General features: G+C 60.2%; 22 protein-coding genes and 2 pseudogenes. 13 read left to right on the top strand and 11 right to left on the bottom strand.

Features of this window, described 5'->3' with window-relative positions; translation table 11 throughout:
- Positions 1-28: 28 nt before the first annotated feature.
- The 3 genes from ACFFFR_RS04955 to ACFFFR_RS04945 all read right to left on the bottom strand — a co-directional run bounded on the left by ACFFFR_RS04955 (position 29) and on the right by ACFFFR_RS04945 (position 2,426).
- On the bottom strand, positions 29-409 hold the full coding sequence (locus tag ACFFFR_RS04955; RefSeq protein ID WP_377458415.1) for a hypothetical protein: 381 nt from the start codon (positions 407-409) through the stop codon (positions 29-31).
- A 173-nt stretch (positions 410-582) separates the two neighbouring features.
- Entirely contained in the window at positions 583-1,311 is a 729-nt protein-coding gene (locus ACFFFR_RS04950) for a hypothetical protein (RefSeq protein WP_377458414.1), read from the bottom strand.
- On the bottom strand, positions 1,308-2,426 hold the full coding sequence (locus ACFFFR_RS04945; protein WP_158052928.1) for a hypothetical protein: 1,119 nt from the start codon (positions 2,424-2,426) through the stop codon (positions 1,308-1,310). The genes ACFFFR_RS04950 and ACFFFR_RS04945 overlap by 4 nt, the downstream gene beginning before the upstream one ends.
- A gap of 330 nt (positions 2,427-2,756) precedes the next feature.
- Between ACFFFR_RS04945 and mobF the strand changes: the two genes are divergently transcribed.
- The 10 genes and pseudogenes from mobF to ACFFFR_RS04895 all read left to right on the top strand — a co-directional run bounded on the left by mobF (position 2,757) and on the right by ACFFFR_RS04895 (position 16,402).
- Positions 2,757-6,239, top strand: a complete 3,483-nt coding sequence (gene mobF / locus ACFFFR_RS04940) for a MobF family relaxase (RefSeq protein WP_377458434.1) — start codon at positions 2,757-2,759, stop codon at positions 6,237-6,239.
- Between the two features lie 222 nt (positions 6,240-6,461).
- The gene (locus tag ACFFFR_RS04935) at positions 6,462-7,739 is read left to right on the top strand and encodes an SIR2 family protein (protein WP_377458413.1); all 1,278 of its coding nucleotides are present in this window, start codon (positions 6,462-6,464) and stop codon (positions 7,737-7,739) included.
- Positions 7,736-8,575: pseudogene (locus tag ACFFFR_RS04930) on the top strand (helicase HerA domain-containing protein); the annotation flags it as partial. The gene ACFFFR_RS04935 and the pseudogene ACFFFR_RS04930, both read left to right, overlap by 4 nt.
- Positions 8,576-8,674: 99 nt before the next feature.
- Entirely contained in the window at positions 8,675-9,766 is a 1,092-nt protein-coding gene (locus ACFFFR_RS04925) for an ATP-binding protein (protein ID WP_377458435.1), read from the top strand.
- Between the two features lie 176 nt (positions 9,767-9,942).
- Positions 9,943-10,944: pseudogene (locus ACFFFR_RS04920) on the top strand (P-loop NTPase family protein); the annotation flags it as partial.
- Between the two features lie 131 nt (positions 10,945-11,075).
- The gene (locus ACFFFR_RS04915) at positions 11,076-12,830 is read left to right on the top strand and encodes a KAP family P-loop NTPase fold protein (protein ID WP_377458412.1); all 1,755 of its coding nucleotides are present in this window, start codon (positions 11,076-11,078) and stop codon (positions 12,828-12,830) included.
- The gene (locus ACFFFR_RS11935; protein ID WP_512700196.1) at positions 12,820-13,698 is read left to right on the top strand and encodes a Qat anti-phage system associated protein QatB; all 879 of its coding nucleotides are present in this window, start codon (positions 12,820-12,822) and stop codon (positions 13,696-13,698) included. The genes ACFFFR_RS04915 and ACFFFR_RS11935 overlap by 11 nt, the downstream gene beginning before the upstream one ends.
- Before the next feature lie 5 nt (positions 13,699-13,703).
- Positions 13,704-14,987, top strand: coding sequence for a queuosine biosynthesis protein queC (locus ACFFFR_RS04905; protein WP_377458411.1), 1,284 nt, complete (start codon positions 13,704-13,706; stop codon positions 14,985-14,987).
- Entirely contained in the window at positions 14,984-15,739 is a 756-nt protein-coding gene (locus tag ACFFFR_RS04900) for a TatD family hydrolase (protein WP_377458410.1), read from the top strand. Before ACFFFR_RS04905 ends, ACFFFR_RS04900 begins: the two co-directional genes overlap by 4 nt.
- A gap of 261 nt (positions 15,740-16,000) precedes the next feature.
- Positions 16,001-16,402 carry a sulfate permease gene (locus tag ACFFFR_RS04895; RefSeq protein ID WP_158053032.1) on the top strand — a complete coding sequence of 134 codons (402 nt, stop codon included), beginning with the start codon at positions 16,001-16,003 and terminating at the stop codon, positions 16,400-16,402.
- Between the two features lie 73 nt (positions 16,403-16,475).
- Here ACFFFR_RS04895 and ACFFFR_RS04890 read toward each other — a convergent pair whose 3' ends face one another.
- Complete coding sequence (locus ACFFFR_RS04890; protein WP_377458409.1) at positions 16,476-17,480, bottom strand: DNA-processing protein DprA; 1,005 nt, start codon at positions 17,478-17,480, stop codon at positions 16,476-16,478.
- Between the two features lie 62 nt (positions 17,481-17,542).
- Positions 17,543-17,884 carry a helix-turn-helix domain-containing protein gene (locus ACFFFR_RS04885; protein WP_342664647.1) on the bottom strand — a complete coding sequence of 114 codons (342 nt, stop codon included), beginning with the start codon at positions 17,882-17,884 and terminating at the stop codon, positions 17,543-17,545.
- Positions 17,885-18,198: 314 nt separating this feature from the next.
- On the opposite strand from ACFFFR_RS04885, the gene ACFFFR_RS04880 reads away from it, so the two are divergent.
- On the top strand, positions 18,199-19,137 hold the full coding sequence (locus tag ACFFFR_RS04880) for an ornithine cyclodeaminase family protein (RefSeq protein WP_377458408.1): 939 nt from the start codon (positions 18,199-18,201) through the stop codon (positions 19,135-19,137).
- On the opposite strand, the gene ACFFFR_RS04875 is transcribed toward ACFFFR_RS04880, so the two are convergent.
- The 3 genes from ACFFFR_RS04875 to ACFFFR_RS04865 are packed head-to-tail and all read right to left on the bottom strand — an operon-like array spanning position 19,120 to position 20,160.
- Positions 19,120-19,428 (bottom strand): MGMT family protein, encoded by a 309-nt coding sequence (locus ACFFFR_RS04875; RefSeq protein ID WP_377458407.1) that lies wholly within the window; start codon positions 19,426-19,428, stop codon positions 19,120-19,122. The two genes, ACFFFR_RS04880 and ACFFFR_RS04875, sit on opposite strands and share 18 nt — an antisense overlap.
- Entirely contained in the window at positions 19,421-19,960 is a 540-nt protein-coding gene (locus tag ACFFFR_RS04870) for a DUF488 domain-containing protein (protein WP_377458406.1), read from the bottom strand. Before ACFFFR_RS04870 ends, ACFFFR_RS04875 begins: the two co-directional genes overlap by 8 nt.
- Positions 19,957-20,160, bottom strand: a complete 204-nt coding sequence (locus ACFFFR_RS04865) for a hypervirulence associated TUDOR domain-containing protein (protein ID WP_377458405.1) — start codon at positions 20,158-20,160, stop codon at positions 19,957-19,959. Before ACFFFR_RS04865 ends, ACFFFR_RS04870 begins: the two co-directional genes overlap by 4 nt.
- Before the next feature lie 221 nt (positions 20,161-20,381).
- Between ACFFFR_RS04865 and ACFFFR_RS04860 the strand changes: the two genes are divergently transcribed.
- Both ACFFFR_RS04860 and ACFFFR_RS04855 read left to right on the top strand, forming a co-directional pair.
- Positions 20,382-21,167, top strand: a complete 786-nt coding sequence (locus ACFFFR_RS04860) for a VOC family protein (RefSeq protein WP_377458404.1) — start codon at positions 20,382-20,384, stop codon at positions 21,165-21,167.
- On the top strand, positions 21,161-21,328 hold the full coding sequence (locus ACFFFR_RS04855; protein ID WP_377458433.1) for a VOC family protein: 168 nt from the start codon (positions 21,161-21,163) through the stop codon (positions 21,326-21,328). Before ACFFFR_RS04860 ends, ACFFFR_RS04855 begins: the two co-directional genes overlap by 7 nt.
- Positions 21,329-21,347: 19 nt before the next feature.
- On the opposite strand, the gene ACFFFR_RS04850 is transcribed toward ACFFFR_RS04855, so the two are convergent.
- From ACFFFR_RS04850 to ACFFFR_RS04840, 3 genes are all read right to left on the bottom strand, one after another.
- Positions 21,348-23,216, bottom strand: coding sequence for an ABC transporter ATP-binding protein (locus tag ACFFFR_RS04850; RefSeq protein WP_377458403.1), 1,869 nt, complete (start codon positions 23,214-23,216; stop codon positions 21,348-21,350).
- 90 nt (positions 23,217-23,306) lie between these two features.
- Complete coding sequence (locus ACFFFR_RS04845) at positions 23,307-24,779, bottom strand: MDR family MFS transporter (protein WP_377458402.1); 1,473 nt, start codon at positions 24,777-24,779, stop codon at positions 23,307-23,309.
- A 48-nt stretch (positions 24,780-24,827) separates the two neighbouring features.
- Positions 24,828-25,607: a YggS family pyridoxal phosphate-dependent enzyme gene (locus ACFFFR_RS04840; RefSeq protein ID WP_377458401.1), complete on the bottom strand. Its 780-nt coding sequence runs from the start codon at positions 25,605-25,607 to the stop codon at positions 24,828-24,830.
- Between the last annotated feature and the right edge of the window lie 200 nt (positions 25,608-25,807).

Genomic DNA, 25,807 nt, shown 5'->3' with positions numbered 1-25,807 from the left:
GCCCCGCGTTCCTGACTCGCAAAGCACGTCAGGGCGCGGGGCCTTCGCATTTCTCGGCCACGGGCGCGCGCATGGGGCGCGGAGCGTTGCAGAGGCCACGCAGCCCCGCCAGCACCGCCGGATCGTCCACGGCTGTGGTGAAGCCCTGCTCGCGCCGAGAGGCAGCAGCGAGCCGAGCGCCGAGCGTGGAGTCAGATGACGGCTTAGGTGCGGTGGAGGTGTCAGTGGGGGTAACGGTACGGGTGCTCATACCGTTAGGTGCGGTGCCCCACCCCCAAATCAAGGCTCGGTGCAAAGACCGGGGTTGGCGGCGCGGATCATCTTCATCAAAACCTCGTCGCAGCGAAGACTTTCCAGCGTTTCGCCGTTCAGTAATCGCAGTAGCACCACCGTAACGCGACCCCCCCAAGAGACTTTCCAAAATCAAGTGGCTTCGCCGAATTGATCCGCGGTTCGCGCCCAAAACATAAAACCCCAGGTCGCGCGGTGGGGCCACGGTGACACCACCGGCACGGTTCACCCAGAAACAGGAAAACCCCTGATCCCACGCCCCCGCCACGGTGGCAGGACCGCGCGTGAGTGTCAGTCGGAGGTCGTTGCCTCTGGCATCTTGATTCCCTCGAAAGGGGCCGCGCGGCGGATGAACTCGGCACGATCTGTTTCACTGATCGTCGTGATCCCATAGAACAAGGAAACACCCGCCACGAGTTCGTCGTCGCTCTCGCCCGCCTGGTAGTCAGGGTTGAGCGTTTCGTCCTGGATGGTGACGTCGAAGAACTCAGTCCCGCGATAGAAGCTCCCTACCCGCATCCACTTTGGATACTCCTCGAAGTAGGTGTCGCGCACTTGGTCAGTGATCTCATACCGTTCCGCGATCTCTCGAACGGTGTCGATAACCGCATCCCATTGTTCGATGGGGATTGTGACGTTCACCTCATGGCTTGCAGAGTTATAGGTGGTTAGCAGCGATTTGCCACCGTACCCGTTGCCTTCCTGTGGATACCAGCCACTTTCGTCTTCTACCGTCCACCCAGTGATGCCGTACTCACTTTCGAGAGTGTCCTGAACTTCGGCGATGAGCTCGTCTGCTCGCGCCTCAACCTCTTCAGCAGCGGAGAGCATCAACACATCGTTTGCTGGGATGCCCGCGTGCGCCGGGTAGTCGACCCAATCAACGGTGACAGTGTTCCCCTCAGCGTCGGTCGTGGTCGTCGTCGGAGAGGGGGCGCAGGCAGACAGCAAAATCGCTGCCGCTACAGCAACTGCCGCGCCGAGCGCGACACGTGGCCGCAATCGTGTTTCGATCATCATGGTTGGTTCTCCTGCCTCACCCAGTCGGTGCGTTCGCCGTTCTCTTCGAGTACCCAGCGCAGGGGGTCGTCGATGTAGCGCACGTTCGGTGTGAACCAGAACGTCTGATCCGGGTCCCAGCCCGCGATCACGGTAGCGGCCTGTTCATCGACAGGGATCGCTGTTCCCGCCGCAGAAAGATACGCCTGTACCTGGAGGTGCACGGCGTCGTAGTGTTCGGCGACTTTCGCCCAGTCCGGGCTCACCCAAGCGCCATCTCGCCCGGTGGTGCGGTACCAGTCGTGACGCTTCTGCGCGGTGACCTCGATCGGGAACCGCGCGCAAAGTTCCGCCCACGCTTGTGCGGTGTCGATCTCGAAGATACGCAGCCCCGCGGGTATCCCCAGCCGCCGGGTATCCGCTTGCTCGTAGCCGAGGCTGTCTTCCACGAACCACAACCCGGCAGGACTCCCGTCGAACAGTGCTCTGGTGGTCGAGGGAAGCTCCCACGGTGGCCGCGACCACCACATCCCGCTCCAGTTCGCAGTCACATCCGACGGTCGCTCACGCTTGGCGGCCAGTTCTTCTTCGATGATCTGATCCCGCACCTTGCGAAGTAGCGCCATCGGGTCTGTCATGATCTCGTGCGGGGGCGCGTCATCCCACTCCACCTGCCATTGGGAACACTCCGCTACCGGCTCGCCCCACCACTCGGCATGCACAGACGCGGCGACGTGCTCCGCGACGCGGCGAAGCGGGGCCTGCATCTCGACTGTCGCCGCGAGTACGTCGTTCCCGTCGGCTTCCTGCCAGTACCTTGCCGAACCGACCGACTCGGCGACGCAATCACGCAACAGTTCCGGCGTCACTTCGGCCAACGCCACAGTTTCCAAGCGTGCTGCAACCTCAGCGGGCGTGACCTCCTGAATCTCCGCACCGACGTCGCCGATCAACTGCACCGACGTGCCCTTACCTGGGTCGAGATGATACGAGGCGAGAAAGACTCCCGCGTTAAACGAGTCCTCACGGTACTCGGGGTCGTGGAGGCGATCAGACGCGATCGCGTACTCGAGGAGCAATCGTCGTCCCCGTGGCCCGCGCATGAGGAGGTCTGCCAGCGAGGTTGTGTTGTTCATGCGGACACCTCCCGTAGCACGTAGGAGTAGTTGCCGCGCAGCGTCTGATCGGAGGCCGGATCCAAGTCGGGGCTTGACCCCCAGTCCTGGCCGTCAAGCCGTGTCAAGGTGGAATCAGCCGCAGAGAGATCCCCGGTTGTCTCAGTACCGACACACAACCCAATGCCGCAGCAAGCCTGAGCCCACTCGCTTTCCTCCACCAGAATCCGCACACTCCGAGTCTACGAACTGCCCCTGAGAATCCGACTGCCTGGCTCCTCGGCTCTAACACCCCTCAGTCTCAAAGTGAGGCACGTATGCCACCGTGGGTGGGGCGTGCGCACCTCCCTCATGAGACGACTCATGAGGGAGGTCGAGATGAAGGGCGGTGTGATCCTGTTTCGCGGCAGCGGGGCTGCCGCGCGCCGTTATGTCGAGGCCGACCGCTCCCGCGCTGACGAGTACTACCTCGACGCGGACAACGCTGTGGCCGAGTACGCGGTGCTCGACGCCAGCGGCGAGGTCACGGACACCCGTTCCCTGACCGCCGAGGAGTATGAGGGGTGGGTGGACTGGACGGAACCGATCACGGGTGAGTCGATGGGCACCCCGCGCAAGCCGGGTGAGGGGTCGAAGGGTTCGCCGTTGTTCGCGGAGATGACGCTCAACGCCCCTAAGTCCTTGTCGGTCGCAGCCGCACTCCACCCGGAGGTATCAGCAGCGCTCGATGCTGCGCAGCAGGACGCGCTGGCTGAGATTCGCCGGTGGCTCGGCCAGCACTCCGTCACCAGGGTCGGGCCGCGCGACCAACGGGAAGTGCTGCCTATCGAGCGGATGCAGGTCGTTGGTATTCGGCATAAGACCTCGCGTGCGGGCGATCCGCACCGGCACATTCATATGCAGATCGGCACGCGGGTGCGGGCGGCTGGGAAGTGGCGGGCGCTCGATACGGCGGCGTTGTTCAAACAGCAGGGCGTGATCCGTGCCCTCGGCACCGCGGTGATCGCCGCGCACCCGCACCTCGCGCAGACCCTTGGCGAGCACGGCCTGACACTCGACCCGGTTTCCGGTGAGGTGGTGGAGTTGCGGCCGTTCAATGGGGTGATGTCGAAGCGGTCGGCGCAGATCAGACGCAACCTTGACCGGCTCAAAGCCGAATGGGAAGCCGAGCACCCCGGCGAAGAGCTCGGCCCGGTGATGACGGCGAGGCTGCAGGGCATCGCGTGGACACACGAACGGCCTGGGAAGAAGCCTGCTGATTTGAAGAACGAGCAGTGGTGGGTGCAGGAACTCCGCGACGCCGGATACAACCCCGCTGCGCCGCAACGCAGCACCGTGCAGAGCCTGGTGCTGTTGGATGATCTTGCGGTGCAGGAGGTTGCATCGCGGGCGCTGGATCGCTGCGCCGCCGTATCATCAGCATGGACGAGACACACGGTGCAGGAGCATGTCACCCGCATCACCACCGAACACGGTGTGCAAGCAACCCCCGCTGAGCTGCGGGATTTCATCACGATGGCGACCGAGCTTGCGGTCTCGGACTGCTTCTCCATCCTGCCACCTGATGCGGCGACGCCGGAGCATGTCGCGCACTTGACCAGCCTCACCGTTGTCGCCGCCGAAACCGCGCTCCGTGACCGGCTCACCGCCGCCACACCGGAGCAAGAACTGGAGCATCCGGACGTGACCGATGCTGCACGAGTGGCAGGGCTGGATGAAGGGCAGACGATGGCTGCTGCTGCGGTTGCATCCTCTGACCCGTTGGTGATCGTGGAGGGCGCGGCGGGCAGCGGGAAGACGACGATGCTGCGCACCGCCATCGAAGCCGCCGCCGAGCACGGGCGTGCGTCGCGGGTGGTTGCACCGACGCTGCGGGCGGCGCAGGTCGCGCACGAAGAACTCGGCGTCCCCGCAACATCCGTTGCAGCGCTCGTGCACGCGCACGGATGGCGCTGGAACTCCGATGGCGTATGGACACGCCTGAGCCCCGGCGACACCGACCCCGACACCGGACGCACCTTCACCGGGCCCTCAGCGGATGCAGTGCTGCGCCGGGGTGAGCGGGTGATCGTGGACGAGGCCGGGATGCTCGACCAAGACACCGCCCACGCCCTCCTCACCATCACCGCCGAAGCAGGCGCGACCGTCGCGCTCGTCGGCGACCGCGCCCAACTCCCCGCCGTCGGCCGGGGCGGCGTGCTCGACATGGCCGCCCAGGTTCGTGGCCGCACCTACGACATGACCGAACTCCACCGGTTCGCCGACGCCGAGTACGCGGCACTCACCTTGACGATGCGCGACCGGGAGAACCCCGGCGAAGTGTTCGACCGGCTCGCAGCCATGGGCCTCGTAACACTGCACGCGGACGAGGAACAAGCCCAGCAGCACGTCACCGAGCACGCTACTGAGGGTGAGGCGATCACGGTCGCCTCGAACGATGAGGCCGCCACGTTGAACGAGCGCATCCGCACAGGACGGGTTGAGAACGGTGAGGTCGATGACACGATTACGGCGACCGGGAGCGACGAGCTGCCTATCGGTCGGGGCGATCTGATCCAAACCAGGAAGAACGACACCGCGCTTGGCGTAGCGAACCGGCAACAGTGGATCGTCCAGCACATCGCTGAGGACGGCACCCTCTACGCGCGAGAAACAGCCAGCGGGCGCAGAAACCCGCGCACCGTCGCCCTGCCACCTGAGTACGTAAGTGAACACGCGCACCTGTCGTACGCCGCGACCGCGTACGGCGTCCAAGGCGCAACCGTCAACACCTCCCACACGCTGCTCACTGAGGCGACGAGCGCGGCAGGCGTCTACGTCGGCATGACCCGAGGCCGCGAGCACAACCGGCTGTACGTCATCGCTGAGAATCTGGCGGATGCGCGTGCGCAGTTCGTTGATGCGATGGAACGCGACCGGGCAGACCGTGGTCTCACCCACGCCACCGTCCAAGCCGCCGAAGCAGTGCGGGGCATCATCAAGAACGGCCCGATCCGCCGCGTCACCGAAGAACTCGCCAGACTCGACAGGGAGGCCGAACGTGTAGAGCGGCAAGCGGAGCGGTGGGATCAGATCGCCGCGCGCCTCGATGCCCAACGTGCCGCTCATCGGGTTGAGGATGACGAGAGCACCGCAGTTCTCCGCAAGGCCGAGGAAGCCGCCGAGCAGGTACGCACCGAGGTCGCCGGGCCGCTCACTGTCCAGGCCGAGCGCGACGGCGCGGCATACCTCGCTGCCGTCGCAGACGAGGCCGCCGCCCGTGGCCGCCTCGCCACCGTAGGCAGGTTCGGCAGACGCAAAACCCGCACTGAGCACCAGGCCGCGACCGAACGCACCCAGACGTTGCGCGGGCAGGTCAGCACCGAGTGGGGCGCCACGCCTGAGAATCCTGATCGGCTCATCGAATGGGCGCGCAAGGTTGCCGCGAAACGCGCGGGCGCCGACCCTCGCGTGGCCGAGGCAGCGCAGGTTGTCGAAGCCGCCAGGACCGGCCGCGAGGAAGTACGACGACGCCATGAGCAGGAACGCCGGGCGATGCTGGTGCGCGAGTACGGAGCCGACCAAGCGCGTCGCACTGATCTCGGAATTGGCGGCGTCAGCTCGCATCGTGTGGTGCGAGATGCTAAGACCCAGGCCGCTATGCTCCGTACCGAGGCCGACGAACTCCGTGCACTGCCCGTCAACGATGCCGCCCGGCTGATCGAGGCCAAACGTGCCGGGCAGGAGCAGCGCCGACAGCAGATGGCAGAACGAGCCCGTCGGCTCAGCGACCCCTACGAGCATGAACTCCATCGTCACAATCCCGATCGCTGGCGGCCGACGCGCGGGCTATGACGTCACTCCTTCACGTGCGTGTCGCCTGGTGACCGCTGACCGCATGCGGGAGAATGAGAGGGACATCTAGCGAACAGTAGGTGACCGCGTCACCGGTAGGAGGTCTCCGCCAGGTGAAGTCACCCGAACAAACAACGGTGTCCAGTGGTCACCGCAGTACGCACCGAGCCCTCGGGTTCCCGAAGCGTGGTACCAACCCTAGCGACCGGCAAGGGAACCAAGATGTCCGGTAGCAAGCAGATCTCTGTCATCCGGCTCGGCGCGGATGATCCACTACAGGTTGACAGTTCAGGATCGTTGACCGCAGTTCAGACTCGTCGAGTCGAGGCGTGGCTAGCCGCTTTACTTCAGATCGAGCATCTCTCACTTCTGATCGGCAACGGTTTGAGCGCAGCGGCGGGCAGTATGGCGGGGAAACACCCACCCCTAATGTCTCGCCACATCTCAGAAGACGAGGAAGCGCCATTTCCTCGGATAAGAGAGTACGCGAAGGAATCGGCTCAGAACGTCGGTCGAGACGTAAATCTTGAAGACGAGATTCGAGCTGCCATGATGCTCGCGGATGGCCTCGCTGTGCTCGGTGAGAAGTCCAACGAGAACTCAGTCAGAGATGCCATTGAGGCCGCCATGTCGAGCCTGTTGAATGAAGTTCTGGATTTCGAAAGAAACATCTGGGAGCACCACCAGAAGTCTGACAGCGAAGCCCTTAAAGTTGCGCGCGCCTTGACACAGTTTCTCGGACCCTTCGTCGCGCGGCCAGCTCAACGCGATCGTCTGAACCTCTTTACGACTAACTACGATCGGCTATTGGAGTACGCGGCCGATGTACTTGGTCTACATCTGATAGACCGCTTCGAAGGCAGGCTCCACCCCAAGTTCAGCGCATCCAGAATCAACCTGGACCTTCATTATTCTCCGCCGGGGATTAGGGGCGAGCCCCGACTGGTCGACGGCGTGGCAAGGTTCGCCAAACTGCATGGTTCTATCGACTGGAGCTTCGCAAGAGGGGAGATTTGGCGCGACTCGATTCCTTTCGGCGGGCCTCGCACAGCTTCGAAAACAGCAGCGAACGCAGTCATCTACCCCAATCCGGCAAAGGATGTTGAGACCCTGTCCTATCCTTACGCCGAGTTGTTCCGCGACTTCGCCGCGGCTGTTTGTCGCCCAAATACGACACTGGTCACTTTCGGCTACGGGTTCGGCGATGGTCATATTAATCGCGTGATTGCAGATATGCTCCGCGTTCCGTCAACCCATTTGGTTGTTGTCTCGCGCGATCCTCTGAGCGCCCTCGATTCCTTCAAGGCCCGGACTCTGTTTCCTGTGTCGCAGACGACTGAACTTTTGGGCCCGGATGTAGGAGGCCTTGAAGAGTTCTCCTCCTTGCTCCCCGCAATTACCTCGGATCGAATCCTTGAAGCTCAGTTCGAATACCTCAACAAGCGATCTAAACTTGAGGATGAAATCGAGCCGAAGAACGCCGACAATGAGGGCTCATGAGCACACCATTCGATTTTCGCAAGAACCAGATCATCGGTTCAGTGGAGAGTGTCTCTCCCCGAGAGATTAGAGTCTCTCTATCGGACGAAGCACCAAGCGCAACGTCGTTGGATGCAGGCCTCGTGCAACGATTTCCCCGAATCAACTCATGGGTGCTTATCCCCAGCGAGGTCGGTCATTTGGTTGGTGTTGTCACTTGGATAGGCATAGATAGCTCGATGCCCTTGGTGGCTGAACGTCACGACCGAACGCTGCTCGACATCCCTTTCCCGCGGCGGCGAATGTCGGTCACCCCGTTAGGGACCCTGAGATGGGGGTCGACTCACGACACGTCGCCCGAACTAGTTCGGGGTGTCGTCTCCTATCCGTCGGTAGGTGAGCCGGTATTGGTTCCCGATGCCGAGCAAATCCGAGCGATCGGCAGCGCAGGAGCTGCAGGCGGGAAGGTTGTACTAGGCACATCACCTCTCGCAGGCGATACGGATGTCGCATTCGATCCAGACCGCCTCTTCGGCAGACATTTGGCAGTCCTTGGATCGACGGGATCGGGCAAGTCATGTACCGTCGCTGGGCTTGTCCGCTGGTCACTATCGGCTGCACGCGAAGCGTCCAGCAACAACAAATCGCGTGCCAGGTTCGTAGTACTAGACCCGAACGGCGAGTACAAGGATTGCTTCAAAGACTTGACCGGCGTGAGGGTCCTCCGCGTTGAGCCCAGCAGCCAAGGCGAAGAGAGGCTCACTGTTCCCGCTTGGTCCTGGTCAAGCGCTGAATGGGCCGCAATCACCAGAGCCTCCTTGCAGTCGCAACGGCCTCTGCTTCAACGCGCCCTCAGAAACCTCCGAAATAGTCTAGATCCAGAGATTGAGGGGATCGATCGTCTAGCAGTAGAGCTTCGGGCTCATTTCGATATATGGAACATCCTGCGAAGCGACATGCCTGCGTATTTCAACTTTCCGCGATACAAGGGTTTCACTTTGGTGCTGGAAGACATGGAGGGGGTCTTCTCTCCCTGGCAAGACGAAGACGGAATCCCAGAGCTTCTCGAGCATGTTAGGGATATGCAACAGCGCCATTCTTCGACTCGCCAATACGGAGAGAATAGCTATGTAAGCAGTGAGGTTGATGGACTTCTTGACTGCCTTCGTCGCGCCCTCACCGAGCTAGGCGAGCCGGAATCTTCCCCGAAGTATACGGAGGACATGCCAGTAGTTTTCGACCCACAGGATCTTCCGTCTCAAATTGAAGCACTGCTGAGGACACCTGATTTCCAGAGGGATGCCGGATATGCGTCATCGTTCCAAATGAGAGTCAAAGGTTTGTTGGGCGATCTTCGTCATCAGCCGATCATTGCACCTGACGGTGATGAGACCCTTGCGGAATGGCTCAGCAAGTTTCTCGGAGACGAAGAATGTGAGAATGGCGAAGTCGCTGTCGTCGATTTGTCGCTTTTGGCCCCAGAGGTCGTTCACACTGCGGTTGCAGTGATCGGACGTCTAGTTATGGAGGCCCTCCAGCACGTCAGAGCAATCACTGGCGAAGTTCTTCCGACTGTGCTGGTGCTCGAAGAAGCGCACAGTTTCGTAGCATCCGGCGTCAGCAGTGCAGATATACCGACCAGCGCTGATCTCTGCCGTGAGACTTTCGAACGCATCGCGCGAGAGGGCAGAAAGTTCGGACTTGGTCTTGTGCTGTCCTCGCAACGCCCCTCTGCGCTTTCCCAGACTGTGCTCTCTCAGTGCAACAGCTTCCTTCTTCACCGCATCGTGAACGACCGAGATCAGGATCTGCTCGGACGATTGGTGCCTGACTCGCTCGGCGAGTTATTGCACGAATTGCCGTCGTTGCCACCACGCCAGGCAATCCTGCTTGGGTGGGCAGCGGAGGTACCGACTCTTGTCGAGGTAGGTCACCTTGATCGCAGCCAACGGCCGCACTCAGACGACCCTCGCTACTGGGATACTTGGACTGTCGGCAAGACTATCGAGTTCGACTGGCAAGCAGTTGTCGATCATTGGACATCCTGAATCGCGCGACACGCGAGTCCGTCTCGGAGACTTCTTGCCGCCACGGAGGAAGTGATCGCTAGAGCGGGTCTCGACTGCGCAAGTCGCGCATCACGAGTGTATCCGACAATCGTGCAAATCCAGTAACCTGGTACCGCGCACACGCGCAAGATCACAGGTAAGTGTGTTTGGGGTACCTCGGCTACGCCGTCACGGCACACCGGGCTCAAGGAATCACGACCGACACCGCGCACACGGTTGTGACCGCGACAACGACACGGGAGAACTTCTACGTCGCGATGACCCGCGGCCGCAACGCAAACCACGCTTATGTCGCCGTGGACCGACCGGATGATGCGCACAGCCAGCTCCACCCAGACGATAACACCGATGCCACTGCCAGGTCAGTGCTCTACGGAGTCATGCAACACGTCGGTGCTGAACTCTCCGCCCGCGAAACCATCACCGCGGAGCAAGAGCAGTGGGGCTCGATCGCCCAACTCGCCGCGGAGTACGAGACGATCGCGCAAGCCGCCCAACACGACCGCTGGGCGACCTTGCTACATGCGAGTGGCCTCACGCCTGAACAGGCCGAAGACGTGCTTGCCTCTGATGCATACGGTGCACTATCGGCGGAGTTGCGACGAGCGGAAGCGAATCACCACGATGTGGATCGGCTCCTGCCACGCCTCGTGCAGGCACGCAGCGTTGAGGATGCCAATGACATCGCCTCGGTACTGCATGCCCGACTCGCTAAAGCGACCGTCCGCCCAGCCGGGTCAGGGCGGACGCGCAAACAGCCACGCCTGATCGCAGGACTTATCCCACCCGCAGACGGAACCATGAGTCCAGAAATGCGGCAGGCACTCAATGAGCGACGCGAGCTGATCGAGCAACGCGCCGACGCCGTTCTCAACACAGCACTCGCTGACGGCGAAGAGTGGGTCGCCCTGATCGGGCCGATTCCAGAGGAACCGAAAGTGGCCACGGCATGGACTCGGCAAGCACGAGTGCTCGCCGCTTACCGTGACCGGTACCAGATCAGCGGAGCGCACCCATTAGGTCCTGTACCCGAACGCACTGCGCAGAAGATCGCCCACGTCCGAGCACAGACCGCACTCCAACGACTCCAAGAAATCCATACGCCCATGCAACGGCGCGACCACCAACGCGCCGTTAATCGCGCTCGCGGACTCTGAAATCGACTGTCACCGCGTGTGTCGCTCCCTCCTTACAGCAGGGCCATGGGTGATACTTGATGACCATATGTATCTCTTAAACAAGTAGGCGATTCGCAGAGCCGAGTCATCGCCGGAGAGCGAGGCAGGCAATGGCTATTTCGCCCCCAACGATCAGGCTCTGGGATGATAATCCCAGCACGCTCGACTTTCTAGGATTCGACGCAGTGGTCGACCCGATCGTCGCAGCGATCCGTGAACACAAGATTCACCCCCTTACGCTCTCGGTGCAGAGTCCCTGGGGTGGCGGCAAATCCACCGTGCTCAAGCTCATCGAGGCAGAGTTCGAGAACGACGAGACTTGCTTCGTCGTCTCTACCAACCCGTGGGCATACGACGATCAGGATGACGTCAAGGGCACCTTGATTGCCGAGATCCTTCACGGCATTCAGGCTCAGATTAAGGACTCTGGGGTCAAAGCGAATGTTGTGGCTAAGGCCAAGGAACTTCTGGATCGGGTTAGTTGGAGCCGTGCAGCAGTCGCGATTGCCAAGGGTGCTCTGACTTTCCAAATAGACCCTCAGCAGATCGCTGAGATATTCCGTCCGAAGGACCCGGCTGGTCCGGAGTCGATGGCGAGCTTCAACGATGCTTACAAGGACATGCTGGCATTGATCCCGAAAGTGGAGCGGGTCGTGGTGCTCGTCGATGATCTTGACCGTTGTCTGCCGGATGCGGTGACCGCGACGCTCGAAGCGATCAAATTGTTCCTGTCGACCGAGAAGATGGTGTTCGTCCTTGCCGCTGACCAGGAAATGGTTCGTGACGCTATCTCGGTCAGCCTTGATGGTGCTCGACGCGGCGACATCTTTGCCAAGCGTTACCTGGAGAAGATTGTCCAGCTCCCAATTGCACTTCCGCGCTTGTCCGGAGCGGACGCAGAGGCGTACATTGGCCTCCTGATTGCTGGGCGTTCGATGGAAAGCGACGACCTACGGAAACTTGCAGACCATGTTCGAACGCGTAGGAATTCCAACCAGACGCCACTGCTACACGGCCTAGATGACTTGGACGTCGTACCAACCGATGAGGATTTAGCGTTGGCGACCCAACTCGCAGAGGGCTTGAGCGCTGATCGTCGGTCTAATCCTCGACAGATCAAAAGGTTTCTCAACGCATTCGGGGTTCGCGAGTCCATCGCGCTGGCGCGCGGTGTGAATGTTGCTCCATCAGTGATGATCAAACTGCTCCTGCTCGAAGAACTCTACAGAACCTCCTTCAATACGCTCGCTGCAGCACCCGTTCAAGATCGCAGAGCGCTTCTGGCCCGATGGGAGGGTTGGGCACGCCCCTCCGGAAAGGAGGGGGAGGACGCCACATTGCCTGACGGCATTGATGAAGGAACGAAAGAGTGGGCCGCCGCGCCCCCGTTCCTGAAGAATCTGAACCTCGATCCCTACATCAGTCTCGCTGCCAGCCTTATCAACGTCAGCATGGGCGCGCAGGTTTCGGACGACCTGCTCGCCTTCATCAATGACCTGCTCAGCGAAAGTGAAGCAGTGCGCGATGTCGCCGCAGACGCTCTAGCTGACCGGGGACAAGATGAGCAACTCGCGGCGCTGGAGGTACTGATCGGTGCCACCAAACGTACCGACGACGCAGAAGCAGTGATCCGTGGTGCAGTCGTGTGGGTTGGGAAAAACGCTGCACTCGAAGATGTCGCGGCGACAGGCATTGAGCTGCACTGCTGGGGAGCGCGACTCACACCGGGAGCGATCGTCGAACTTGCCAACAGCCGTCGGCCTGCGCTTGTTAATCTTGTGAAACGTGCTGCGCAAGATACCTCGCTACACCCTTCGACACAAGAAAGTGCACGCGACGAGCTGGGGCAGCTAAATGGGAACTAGCGGCGCATACGGTGGCAGCAACTCCACCGCGTGGAATGAGTTCAGGGACGCGTGGTCCGGACTCGGCTCATCGGGCGACGGGGACGGAACGGAGGGAACTGATAATTCTAAGCCAGATCAACCTTCAGACACTCTCTTCGACCCGATATCGCCAGCGTCGAATCTCGACCGCGTCGGTCAAGCTCTAATCGATGCGCTCTGGCGCGACGACCCTTCGACTAGACGCAACACTGTGCCTCCGATTCCTCGACCCCGCACCCCGGGACGACGAGGAGCAGGTGCCGGAGGAGCAAGTGGCGCTGGAGGAACTGGAGGACGCTCCGCAGGAACTGGACGATCCGGCAGCAGATCTTCCAGACAGGTCATTGGCGGAGCATCCCGCGGCGGCGCAACGATTGGGGCGGCTTACGCACTAAGGAACCGCGATACTCAGAGGCTAGCGGACTACGGCCTTTCGCTTGCCGAGTTCGACTCACTGACCCCGCGAGCACGCATCAGCAAACTCGTGGCCCTCATGATCGGCGACGATGGACACCCCGATGATCGAGCCATCCGACGGGCAGCTACGGAACAAGTCAAGAGGATCGTCGCCACTGACGGCGAACCACCGACCGCTAACGAAGCGATCAAGGGGTTCGTAAGCGCTTACATCTTCCAGCTCGGACTCGTCGAGCTCAAAGACCAGATCACGAGCGGCACACTCGACGGGAATGAAGCCTTAACCCGCGAAAGAATGTTGCGAGGCTGGATTGATGCCAAAGTCCGAGCACTTGATATTGATGCTGGCCCGGCCCTGTCGGCTAACGACCTGCATCAAACCGCCGCTGACCTCGCTCAACGAGCGATCCGCGTATTGAGGGCGAGGTAACCAACATGCCACAGACTCACTTCTACATCTCAGGTCAAGATTCCACGCAGGACAGTCCAATTGCCTATCAACGATTGAGATGGCCGACCGGAGGAGGCGAGACTGAAACGATTAAGACTAGCCTGGGCTGGTGGCTCCCTTCATTGGGTCACGTCCCAGACCGAGCCGTCGACCTTGTTCGTATTGCTGGAGCCGCGTATCTCGCAGATCGACTCTCTGCAAGGCCGTCCGCTTTCACGCGGAGTCTTCATCTCACCGTGGAGGTTGCTGACCCGGTTCCCTGGGACGGCGAAGGGGCGAATCAACTTGCTCAGCTCCTCTCTTGGCTCACTGGCGACGCGTGGGAGATCGACCTGATCCAGGACCCAACCACCAGATCCGATTCTGGCGCTAGCGAATCACTCGATGTTGCGACGTCCGTCGCTCTCCTCAGTGGTGGACTCGACTCATACCTCGGTGCTTTACACCTGCTAGCAACGCTTGACGAGGTACCCCTCTTCGTCAGCCACTACGACACCGCAACCGCAGTGCGACAAGCTCAGAACGCAGTCCGCTTCTGGCTTCAAGATTCCTACGAATCTGTACCTTCCTGCACCCAGCTTGAGTTCACCCAGGTTCAGGAGAAGAAGGAACGCTCCAGTCGAAGCCGTTCGCTGCTTTTCGTGGCCTTCGGAGTCGCTGTCGCAACCAGCCGCCAGGCGACAACGTTATACGTACCCGAGAACGGCTTCACCAGTCTGAACCTGCCCCTGCACCCCAATCGTGCCGGTGCGCTCTCCACCCGCTCTACACACCCCGAGACGTTTTATCGTATCAATACACTTCTCCAGACCATCGGCCTGTCGGTATCCGTAACTAACCCGTTCGCCAATTACACCAAGGGTGAAGAGATGCGCCTCGTGGCGGACAGCCGCCCACCAGCAGGGTGGGTTCAGACTGCCAGCCTCACAATCTCGTGCAGCAAGCTCGACGGTGGTCGCATCAAAGGCGGCGACTCGACCCTTAACTGCGGCCTGTGCTACTCGTGCGTAACCAGGCGAGGCACATTCATTGCAGCTGAAATAGACGACTCGACGATCTACTTATCCGATAATCTCGTCGGTAATGCACGAGACGAACTTCTGCAGCGACGATTCAGCGACCGCGCGGCCATTAGCTACGCAGTCGTGCGTGGCATCGACGAGGACGAGATCGATGCGGGAACTTGGCCACCAGATGCAGACCTGGACGCCATCAGTGACCTAGCCGCACGTGGCCTCGCCGAGCTAGGGCAGGTAGACCTGACATGATCGATAAAGACCTTCCAGCGCTAGACACTCACGCCCACATCGCCCCGGACGTTACGCCAAGTCAGATCGCGGCCCTTGGTAACGCCGTTGTGTTCGCCGTGACCCGAAGCCTCCATGAAGCAAACCAGGTCAAGAACCGACGCGACTCCTCGCTAATCTGGGGACTCGGCGTCCACCCAGGAGTCTCTACCGCCCGTGCTGCTTGGGATCCGCAACAGTTCAAAAGCCTCCTCAGTTCGTTCGCTCTAGTGGGCGAAATCGGGCTCGACCGACGCGGCGGCGCACTGGCTGAGCAGAGGTCCATCTTTAAAGAAGTGCTCGCTATAGTGCGCGATGAGCCTGTGTTGGTCTCCATACATAGCTCCGGTGCATCGACGGAGGTCGTGCAGTCTCTCCATGACGCTGGGATGCGCGGCGCAATCTTGCACTGGTTCAACGGTGATCACACTGACGTCCAACGAGCTATCGAAACCAACGCGTACTTCTCTGTGAATGCCGCGATGTCCCGAGAACAGATCCAACAATTTCCTCGCGAACGGGTGTTGTGTGAGACTGACTTCCCAGCGCGAAAGGTGCGTGCTCGTAAACCCGCAGACATGGCGGCCATAGAACAGCTTCTGAGCGAAGTATGGAAAACGAGTCCGGAAGAAGTTCGGGCTGCAACATGGTGGAACCTGCGCACGTTGAGTGAACAATCTGGAGCTATCGAACGCCTACCTGAAAGCATTGCAGACACGTTGTTGTATCTTTAGACGGACGGTCCGTCCTCAGTGAGTTAGCCGAGTTTTTATCTGTCGTACGTTTCTGCTAATCACGAGGTGTTGTGACCTCAATCCCGTATTTTTCATCGGTCATGTCCTTGGGCTTTTAGAGTTCCGATCGGGTTACCTTCCCTCCTGTCAGTGCTTCGTCGTATCCTGGTGACAGAGGCGGATTCTCATTCCAACGCGCCACTTGTGGCAGATCCTTCAGGTCACTCTTCAACGCATCGCCTCGTCGGAGTTGTTTGTGCGATGGAGAGGAACGAGACCGTGATCCGCTTGCTCTGGACTGGAAGTGTCCTTACCCGAAATTTTCTGCGTCGGTACATGCCGACCAATATCCTGCTTGATGCGATCCGCACCCCGCGCGGCCTCAAATGGGGCGTGCCAGCGATGCTGTTGGCGATCCCATACTTCGTGATCGCGGCAATCCTGATACAGGTCATCAACGATGGCGGCCCAGCTTGGCTCAATGTGCTTGTCCTGTCGAGCATTTGGAACGGACTCAAGATGTTGTGGATCGGTCCGTTAAGTCTGATGCTGCTTGCGCGTCTCCATGTCAACCGGCTCAAGACCGGAGCCAGAAGTCAGCAGAGGACCCAGGAAATGTTTGGCGAAGATACTGAATATTGTGATTTAGAAACGGCGCGCTGATCCGCGTCATTATCTACACATGCATCACAAGACCAAACGATCCGTACTGCGATCGTTGATCTCGTAGGTTGCCTCAGAGATCACGGTGAGCTGAATGAGCGGCACGAGCATGTGCCGAGTATCTGTCCATACGGAATGCTTCGGCGCTGAGTGGCGGCATCGAGCCTGAAGGCGGCTGTTTCTCGGAAAGTGCCCGTATGTCGTTGGCATTGGTCACGACACTGGCGACGCCCTGGGCAATGAGTCGATGCGGGCCATAACTCGTGGCACTTGTCACCGGCCCCGGCACCGCACCGACGCCGCGCCCCAGCGAGTATGCCTGTTGAGCCACCAGCAGCGAGCCCGACCGTGAACCGGCTTCAATGATCGTCGTTGGACCCGAAAGTGCAGCTTCGATGCGGGCACGGGCGATGAACCGTGCTCGTGTCGGCGTGGCGCCGGGCGGCTGCTCGCTCACCAACAGTCCGACATCGCTCACGCGTTCAAGCAAATCCCGATGACCCGCTGGGGATGGACGGTCAATTCCACCGGCCATCACCGCAATCGTATGACCCGCAACCGCCAACGCAGACCGGTGAACTTCACCATCTATGCCGTATGCGCCGCCAGCGACAATGACTTTCCCGTCACTGGCAAGGTCAGCAGAGATCTCGTTCGCGACATGGACGCCGTAGCTGGTTGCCGCGCGTGCACCCGTGATCGTAAAGCGATCACTCTCTGGCATTGCGAGTAGCGACTCCTCGCCTTTGACCCAGAGGACATAGGGAGCACCGTCGCCGAGATCGTGGAGCGACGCCGGATAGTTATCATCGCCTGGAATAAGCGTCTTGAAGCCACCGTGTTCTGTGAGGTCGAGTGCTTCATGGATGAGTCGTGGTTCCACCCGGGGCATCAAGCGTTTACGCCACAGCTGAGCTTCCACGTTATCCAAACCGGGAACCGGTGCGTCGTCGGCAAGCATCGTGACAGTGCTTACAGCGCCGTGAGCCGCAATGAGATGCCCCGTTGTCGCATCAGTGGGGTCCGTGATCACGGTCAGGGCGATCCGTGCCGCACGTTCGTCCGTCGTGAATGCCAAGAGCGTGTCCATGTTCCCGTTCCCTTCGTCGTTGAAGGGAAGGTGAGCATTCGACGCCCGGGTCAAGCATTCATTCGACGGCGGCCTTTGGGTCGAATCGTACCCCCATTGGCTACCACGGCCGAGCGGACGGCTTCGTCGCCGATTCCCAACTGCGCTGAAACTTGACTGAGGGTGAAACCCTCGGCGTAGAGGCGTGCCGCCTCACTTCGTAGCTGTTGGGAATGTTCTGGGGCTCTGCTTGGGTGACCCGCTCGCCGAGCAATCTCTCGCACCGTCGCACGATGAACGTTGAACCTTCTTGCCAGCTCCTGAACCGGCACCCCCTCGGCGTACCCAGCAAGAAGCGCGACTCGACTCGAGGCACTCAAACGGGTTTGAGACTGACCCGAATTTTTACGCATCGGACCACGGGAATCAGCCGCGAGGTTGGTACCCCTACGTGTTTGCTGTGACTTCGATCCCTTGATAACACGGGAAATCAACGTTCTTCGGGGCTTGCTAGGGTTTGAGAAGTACCTATGGAGGCCCACACAAAGGAATACCCTCCGTTCAGCCCGTGTTTGAGTGCCACAAGCGCCAGGCACGGGCTTTTGTGTGTCTTCCTTCAGTGGGTTATGCGCCAGAAGGTCGGCTTTTCCCTTCCGTTGGGATGAATCTGGAAAAAAGCACTGACACGGTTATCGATAACCGGTAGGCTGTCGGGAACGAAGGAGAAATGATGACCCACATACGTCAGGTAGATGCTGAAACACTGCGGGCCGCAGTGCCACCAAAGGAGGCAGTCGCCGCGCTCACGCAGGCCCTTCAGGATGGTTATGATCCGGCAACTGATCTTCCCCGAACCCCGGCATCGACGAGTCACGGTCAGATCCTCACCATGCCCAGTGAGGTTGGGGACTACGCGGGCATCAAGGTCGTCACGGTTGCGCCAAACAACCCGGAACACAACCTGCCACGGATCCAGGCTAGCTACCTGCTCTACGACGCCAAGACTCTGAGCCTGCAAGCCACCTTGGACGGCACCGAACTCACCACCTTGCGGACGCCGGCAGTTTCGATTGCCGCCGTGCAGCCGGCTCTGCGCCGCTTCGACCATCCCCTGCGCGTAGTCGTGTTCGGTACCGGTCCTCAGGGTATTGGACACGTCCACACCCTGCAGGATTGCTTGCCGCAGCCGCTGGCCGCCGTGACTTTCATCGTGCGCAACTTGGACCGCGCGCCGGCGGAAGCCGGGCAGCTGGGTAACGTGCTGGCGGCCGGCACCGAAGAGGCTACCGCAGCGCTGCGGGAGGCCGACGTCATCGTCTGCGCTACCAGTGCAAGGACCCCGGTGTTCAGCGCGGAAGACGTGTACGACAACGTTGTGGTCATCGCGATGGGTACCCATGAACCGGACGCGCGTGAGGTGGAAGCTGAGCTCATGGCCAGATCCACCGTCATTGTTGAAGACCGCGGCGCAGCCCTGCGTGAAGCAGGGGATGTGGTCATGGCGATCGAAGATGGCGCGCTGACCGAAGATCAGTTGGTGACCATGGCCGAGGTCCTCCGCGGGGACCGTCAGCTACCGACAGACAAACCGGTGGTCTTCAAGGGCGTGGGTATGCCGTGGGAAGACCTCGTGGTCGCAACGGCGGCACTACGTCAGCTCGCCTGAGTCCAGCCGATCGGCCAGCTGAGTCATAAACGTCTTGTCGATGCGGTAACCGTTGAAAGGGACGCCCTCGTCCAGTAGCAGTTCATGGGCGATCCCGCCGTGGCAGGCGGCCGGCAGCCCGTCGGCGGCAACAATCCGCCACCACGGCTCGTCCCCATTGAACTGCGAGACAAGCTTGCCGACGTGACGGGGATGTAGTCCGCAGATTTTGCCGATCTGTCCGTAGGTCATCACCTTGCCGGGCGGAATGGTCATGGCGACTTCGCTGACGCAGGCTGCGGCATCAGTCATGATCGCCACCGGGCGGGTAGGTGAGCTCGGTCCCGTCTACCGCGGCGAATGGTGTCAGGCTTGCCGGTTTGGTGGAGCGGCCGGACATGATGTGCCGGACATCGTAGCCACGCACTAACAGGGCATCGGTGATCAGGCGGCGGTGGCAGCGCCACGGTACCGCTTCACTGCACATGATGGCGGGGGTGCGCTCTTGGGTCAGGTCCATCAACTCCGTCAGTCCATCCTGAAACTTGGGAGTGCGCATGTAGTCTGCATAGTCGCTAAACGCCTTGACCCGCCAGCCTCCGTTGGGGCTTGCAACCCCGGCAGGGGTGTGCCGCCGCCCTCCCAAATTACGGATCCAACGGTACTGCAGGTCTTCGGGCAAGGCAGCAATAATGGCGTCCTGATTCCACTGCGGGTGCTTGCGGGAGGAGGGGAAGGAACGCACATCCACTAGGGTATCCACCGAATTGCGGCGCAGGCAGGCCAGCACTTCGGCAAACTCACGCGTCGAGTGGCCGATCGTGTAGACGGTGGCTTTGCTCATGAAACCTTCTTCAGCGCGGACTCCTTATGCACAGCAACATGGTCGGTCTTATCGCTCTTGATCTCGTATTGCGGCTCATCCTCGCTGCAGTGCCGGGTGCGGCCTTTGAACTGGAAATCTTTGGTGTGCTTCTTGGTGATCACCCCGCGGACCTTGCCAGCCTCAGAATTCCACTCGACGTGGTCGCCCTTCTTAAACATCGGTATTCCTTCCTGTCATCCCCCCACACTATATTTGCAAACTATATGCAAGATAAGTGCTCAGTGGAACAGAATGGGCGCTAAGATTCGCTCACCCGAGGCTCATGTACGGCGGCAACCGCGAGGAGTAGGATGAGAAGACCAGCGATCTTGTACAAGAAAGCACTTATCGGCTGAGACACTTCAGTCTCGCCCGACTTACGACTTGGAAAGATCCCATCATGGACGGCAGGACCGAAATCCGCGCGTTGGCACCCCAGCGCATCATCCCCAACATCTGGTGCAACGGCAACGCCGAAGAAGTCGGGGTGGGGATCGCCGATGTATTCACCCGCGCAGCTATCCCCGCAACCACCGAAATCACCGCCCGCTACCCGCACGAGGATTTGCCCGACTTTCAACAGCCACTGGCGGGAAAACCGCTTGTTGTGAGCATCAAGGTGCGGGACTATCAGCTCGACCTCATTAACGCCGGCGACGAGTTCACTCCGGGCTCGGCCATCTCGCTGATGGTCAACTTCGATCCGCTGTTCTTCAACGATGACGTAACAGCTGACCAAGAAGCTGTGGAACGGGTTTGGAGTCAGCTCATGGACGGCGGCACTGTCCGCATGCCACTGGACTCATACCCATTCAGCGCACGCTACGGTTGGGTCGAAGACCGCTTCGGCATTAACTGGCAGCTCATGCTGACTGACCCGGCAGGGGAACCTCGTCTTTTCATGATCCCGTCCTTACTCTTCAGCGGGGATGTTCAGGGCAAAGCGAAAGAAGCCGGTGAGTTCTATCGCGAGGTTTTCAATCCGTCTGCAGCCGGAAACGTGGTTCGCTACCCGGTGCAGACCGGGCCAGCCGCAGCAGGAGAAGTGATGTTTTCCGACTTCAACCTCCTGAATCAGTGGTTCACCGCGATGGACTCAGGTGCGGAAGGATCTGAATCCTTCAGCCCCGGATGCAGTTTCTTGGTGCAGAGTGCGAACCAAGCTGAGATCGACCACTACTGGTAGCGACTCTCGGCCACCCGGAGTATGAGCAGTGCGGATGGCTGGCGGACAAGTTCGGTGTCAGCTGGCAGATCGTGCCGGCGAACATGGACGAACTCATGACAAAACCCGGCACCTACCAAAAGCTAATGGGCATGAAGAAGATCATCATCGACGACTTCTAGGCGTTAGGACCGCGGATGCCTACTCTTGGGCGGCGAACTGAGTGTGGTACAGCTCCGCATAGCGCCCATTGGCAGCCAAAAGCTCGTCATGGGTGCCCCGCTCGAAGATCTGCCCGTTCTCAATCACCAAGATCTCATCGGCACTGCGCACGGTAGACAACCGGTGGGCGATGACCAGTGCGGTGCGCCCGGACATGGCCTCTGCCAGTGCCTGCTGTACCGCAGCCTCATTGGTTGAATCCAACGCCGAGGTGGCTTCATCCAGCACCACGACCGGTAGGGCAGCAAGCAGGAGCCGAGCGATCGTCAGACGTTGGCGCTCGCCACCGGAGAGCCGGTAGCCGCGTTCGCCAATGACCGTATCCAAACCGTCCGGCAACGCCCGAACCACTTCGACGAGTCGGGCGCGCGTGACCGCGTCCCAAAGCTGTTCGTCGGTGGCGTCGGGATTGGCCAACAGTAAATTGTCCCGAATCGATTCGTGGAACAGATGGCCATCCTGGGTCACCATACCGATGGTGTGCTTCATGGATTCGAAGCTGATATCCCGAATATCAATGTCATCCACGGTGACCGAACCGGAAGTTGGATCGTACAACCGGGGCAAGAGGGAGGCGATGGTTGATTTACCGGCACCCGAGGAGCCCACCAGGGCGACCGTCTGGCCCGGTTCAATCGAGAAATCAATGCCCTTCAGCACTTCGTTGCCGCCGCGTTGATCCAATACCGCCACTTCTTCTAGAGAAGCCAAGCTGACTTGGTCGGCACTTGGGTAGGCAAAGCGCACGTCGTTGAAGCTCACCCGAACAGGCCCGGCAGGTACCGTCTTCGGGTCCTCGGATTCCTTAATGAGCGGGTCCAGGTCGAGGATCTCAAAGACGCGTTCGAAGCTGACGACCGCGCTCATGATGTCCATCCGGGCGTTCGCCAACATCGTCAGTGGGGCGTACAACCGGGTCAGCAGCATGGCCAAGGTGACCACATCTCCGGCGTTCAAATTACCGAGTACTGCTTGGATGCCGCCTAGACCGTAGACAAGGGCCAACGCAAGGGCTGATACTAAAGTCAGGGCCGTGACGAAGGTCGTCTGCAGCATGGCGGTGCGCACACCGATGTCCCGAACCCGACCGGCCCGGGAAGCGAAAGCTTCCGACTCGTTGCTCGGGGAGCCGAAGAGTTTGACCAAGGTGGCCCCACCCGCAGAGAAACGCTCGGTCATGCGGGTGGACATCGCCGCGTTGTAGTTGGCCGCTTCATGCTGCAAGGCCGCAAGCTTCGCGCCCAGCAGACGAGCCGGCACCAAGAAGATCGGCAGCAGCAGAATCGACAACAATGTGACCTGCCAGGAGATCGTGATCATGACCCCGATGGTCAAAGCCAAGGAAACAATATTGGCTACAACACCGGAAAGCGTGTTGGCGAATGCGCGCTGTGCACCAATCACGTCGGTATTCAGGCGGGAGACTAGGGCGCCGGTCCGGGTCCGATTGAAGAACGCGATCGGCATGGTCTGCACGTGGTCGAAGACCGCGGTCCGCAAGTCGTAGATCAACCCTTCACCGACCCGGGAAGAGAAGAAACGGTTGACCAGCGTGAAAGCTGCATCCGCGACGGCCAATACCGCGATCGCCACCGCCAACCAAACGATGGTTTCAACAGGGCCACCTGCGGTGATTGCGTTGACCACATCACCCGCCAAGATCGGGGTGACCACGCCAATGACGGATACCAACACGGAGACAGCCAAGAAGGCGATCAACATGGTCTTGCGCCGAGCCGCGAAACCGAGAATCCGTTTGACGGTACCGGGGGCAATTTTGCCGTGCCCCTTGGCCCGTTGACTACCCATTGTGCGGTGCAGAATCATCTGCGGTGACGGTAAAGACATGCGCGCGCGCTCCTCTTTCGGCCGTAGCCTCCGGCCAAGAATCAGAAAATCAGTGTAGACCCGCAGGCCAGACACCAATGAACCATAACGCTACGGGGCCGGAGTTTGATTCCCAGCAGTCTGTTCTGCCGTCTTGCCCGGCATGAAGAAGGTCAGCGCCAACGCCACCACCGACAAGCCGCCAGCAACATAGAACGCTGCCTTAACACCGGGCATCAAGTCGATACCGGTCACCAGAGCGCCGCCGGCGCCAGCGGCAGCGCTCGCGGTCAACTGCAATACGGCAATCAGCAAGGCGGTGCCGGTGGCTGCTGCCACCTGCTGCAGGGTAGACAGGGTGGCCGAACCGTGTGAGTACAGGTGCGGTGGCAATGGGTTCATGGAAGCAGTGAAGACCGGTGTGAAAATCAAAGCCAAGCCAATACTCAACACGATGTGCGCGGCGACCAGATACCAGGTAGCGGTATGAACATCGAGGAAAGTCAACGAGCCCAGAGCGAGCACGAGCAAGCTAGCACCCACGATGGTCAGCGGGCGGGCACCCACGCGGTCGAAGAGCCGACCAACCACCGGTCCGAGTAGACCCATGACTAAGCCGCCGGGCAGTAGAATCAGCCCGACCTGAATCGGATCCAGCTCCCGGATGGAGAGCATGTAGATCGGCAAGACGATGACCACGCCGAACAGAGCCATCATGGACAGCACCAACAGCAGCAGGGATAGGGCGTAATCCCGGTAGGTGAAGGTGCGCAAATCCAGCAGCGGAGTACCGGTCGTTTGGAGTTTGAGCTGACGGACAATGAAGATCGTCACGCAGACCAGACCGATACTTAGCGCGCTGACGCTCAGCACCACGTTCTGGTTCTCCGTGTTGCCGAACGAGGACAAGCCGTACACCAAGAAACCAAAGCCGGGGACGGTCAGAAGCACAGAGAGTAGATCCAGCGTGCCCGGCTCGTTTTCCACCGCGCGTGGAAGCTTGCTCAAACCAATGAGAAGCGCTGCCAGCGCGATGGGCAGCACGACAATGAAGAGGAAACGCCACGGAGCCACGGATAGGATCAGTCCGGAAATCGTTGGGCCCAGTGCCGGCGCCACGGAAATGACAATGGAGACGTTGCCCATGATGACGCCACGGCGCTGCGGTGGAACAAGACGCAGGATCGTCGTAATCAGCAGCGGCATCATGATCGCAGTGCCGAAACCTTGAACCACACGCCCAAGCACCAACACCGGAAAGCTCGGGGCGGCGGCAGCCAAGGCAGTGCCGAGAAGGAACGATCCCATGGCCGCCCCGAACACCGACCGGATGGAAAAACGTTGGAGTAAGAGCCCGGTCGTGGGAATCACCACGGCCATGGTCAGCATGAAGGCGGTGGCAACCCACTGCACGGTATTCGCACTGACGTGGAAGTCTTCCATCAAGTGCGTGAGGGCGACGTTCAGGATCGTCTCATTCAGGATGACCACAAATGCTGCACCGAGCAGCACAGCTATCGTCGAGGCGGCGCCCTCAGACAGCCGCGAAGTTTCGATAGACGTCGGATTCGACGAAGAGCTCAAGAAGCACCAAGTTTCTACACATTCAGTTTGCTGGCGTCTGAGCAGGCGTCAGCTTGAGGAGGGGGAGTCAGGCCAATAGAAGCTGTCCGGGGTTGACCGCGGACCGAAGATCGCTTGACCGACCCGAACAATTGTAGCCCCTTCCTGGATGGCCAGTTCGTAGTCTCCGCTCATTCCCATGGACAGTTCTGACAGCTCAATTCCGGCGGGAACGTTGTCACGAAGCTGATCACGCAGGGTGCGCAGGGTGATGAAACACTCACGGACCCGCTCCGTATCGGAGGTGAATTCGGCCAAGGTCATCAATCCCTTCACTCTTAAGGATTGATACGGGGTGAGTTTGTTCAGGAAATCAGCCACCTCTTCCGGGGCAAGGCCATACTTCTGCGGCTCGGCCGAGGTGTTGACCTGCACAAGTACGTCGAGGCCTCGTCCTTCCAGCTGAAGGCGACGATCCAAGGTCTCTGCGAGGCGCAATGAGTCGAGGGCCTGGAACTCGGTTGCGAAGCGAGCCACGTCTTTGGCTTTGTTGCGTTGGAGGTGGCCGATGACTACCCACTCCACGCCAAGATCCGCTAAGTTCGTGGCTTTACGTTCGGCCTCCTGAACCTTGTTCTCGCCCAGACGAGTCAGCCCCGCTGCGACCGCGGTGCGGATACGCTCTTCCGAAACAGTCTTGGACACCGGCAGCAGGCTCACCTCGGCGGGGTCCCGGTCCACGGAGCGTGCAGCAGCGGCAATCCTTTCACGAACAGCCGAAATGTTTGCTTGGAAGTCAGACACGGTGGTGGCCGTGACGTACGGAGTGGGTACTTCGGGGGTGCTCATTATTGGTCTTTCATCGTTCTAACGCCGCGGGGGTACCTGTGTCATCATGGTACGCCCCCAGCCCCAGACAAGGGGTAGAAACAGAGGAGCAGAAACCGTAGTGCCTCATGTCAATTTGATCGCGTAACTCGGGTTGTGCCTCATATAGATTGATCGCGTAGCTCTCGTTCAAGCGGTGTGGATCTTCACGCCACCGGTTT

The sequence above is a fragment of the Micrococcoides hystricis genome (genome assembly GCF_042434215.1).
Taxonomy (GTDB): Bacteria; Actinomycetota; Actinomycetes; order Actinomycetales; family Micrococcaceae; genus Micrococcoides; species Micrococcoides hystricis.
The sequence above is the reverse complement of the archived record's forward strand: the minus strand, read 5'-3'. Positions and strand labels throughout refer to the sequence as shown.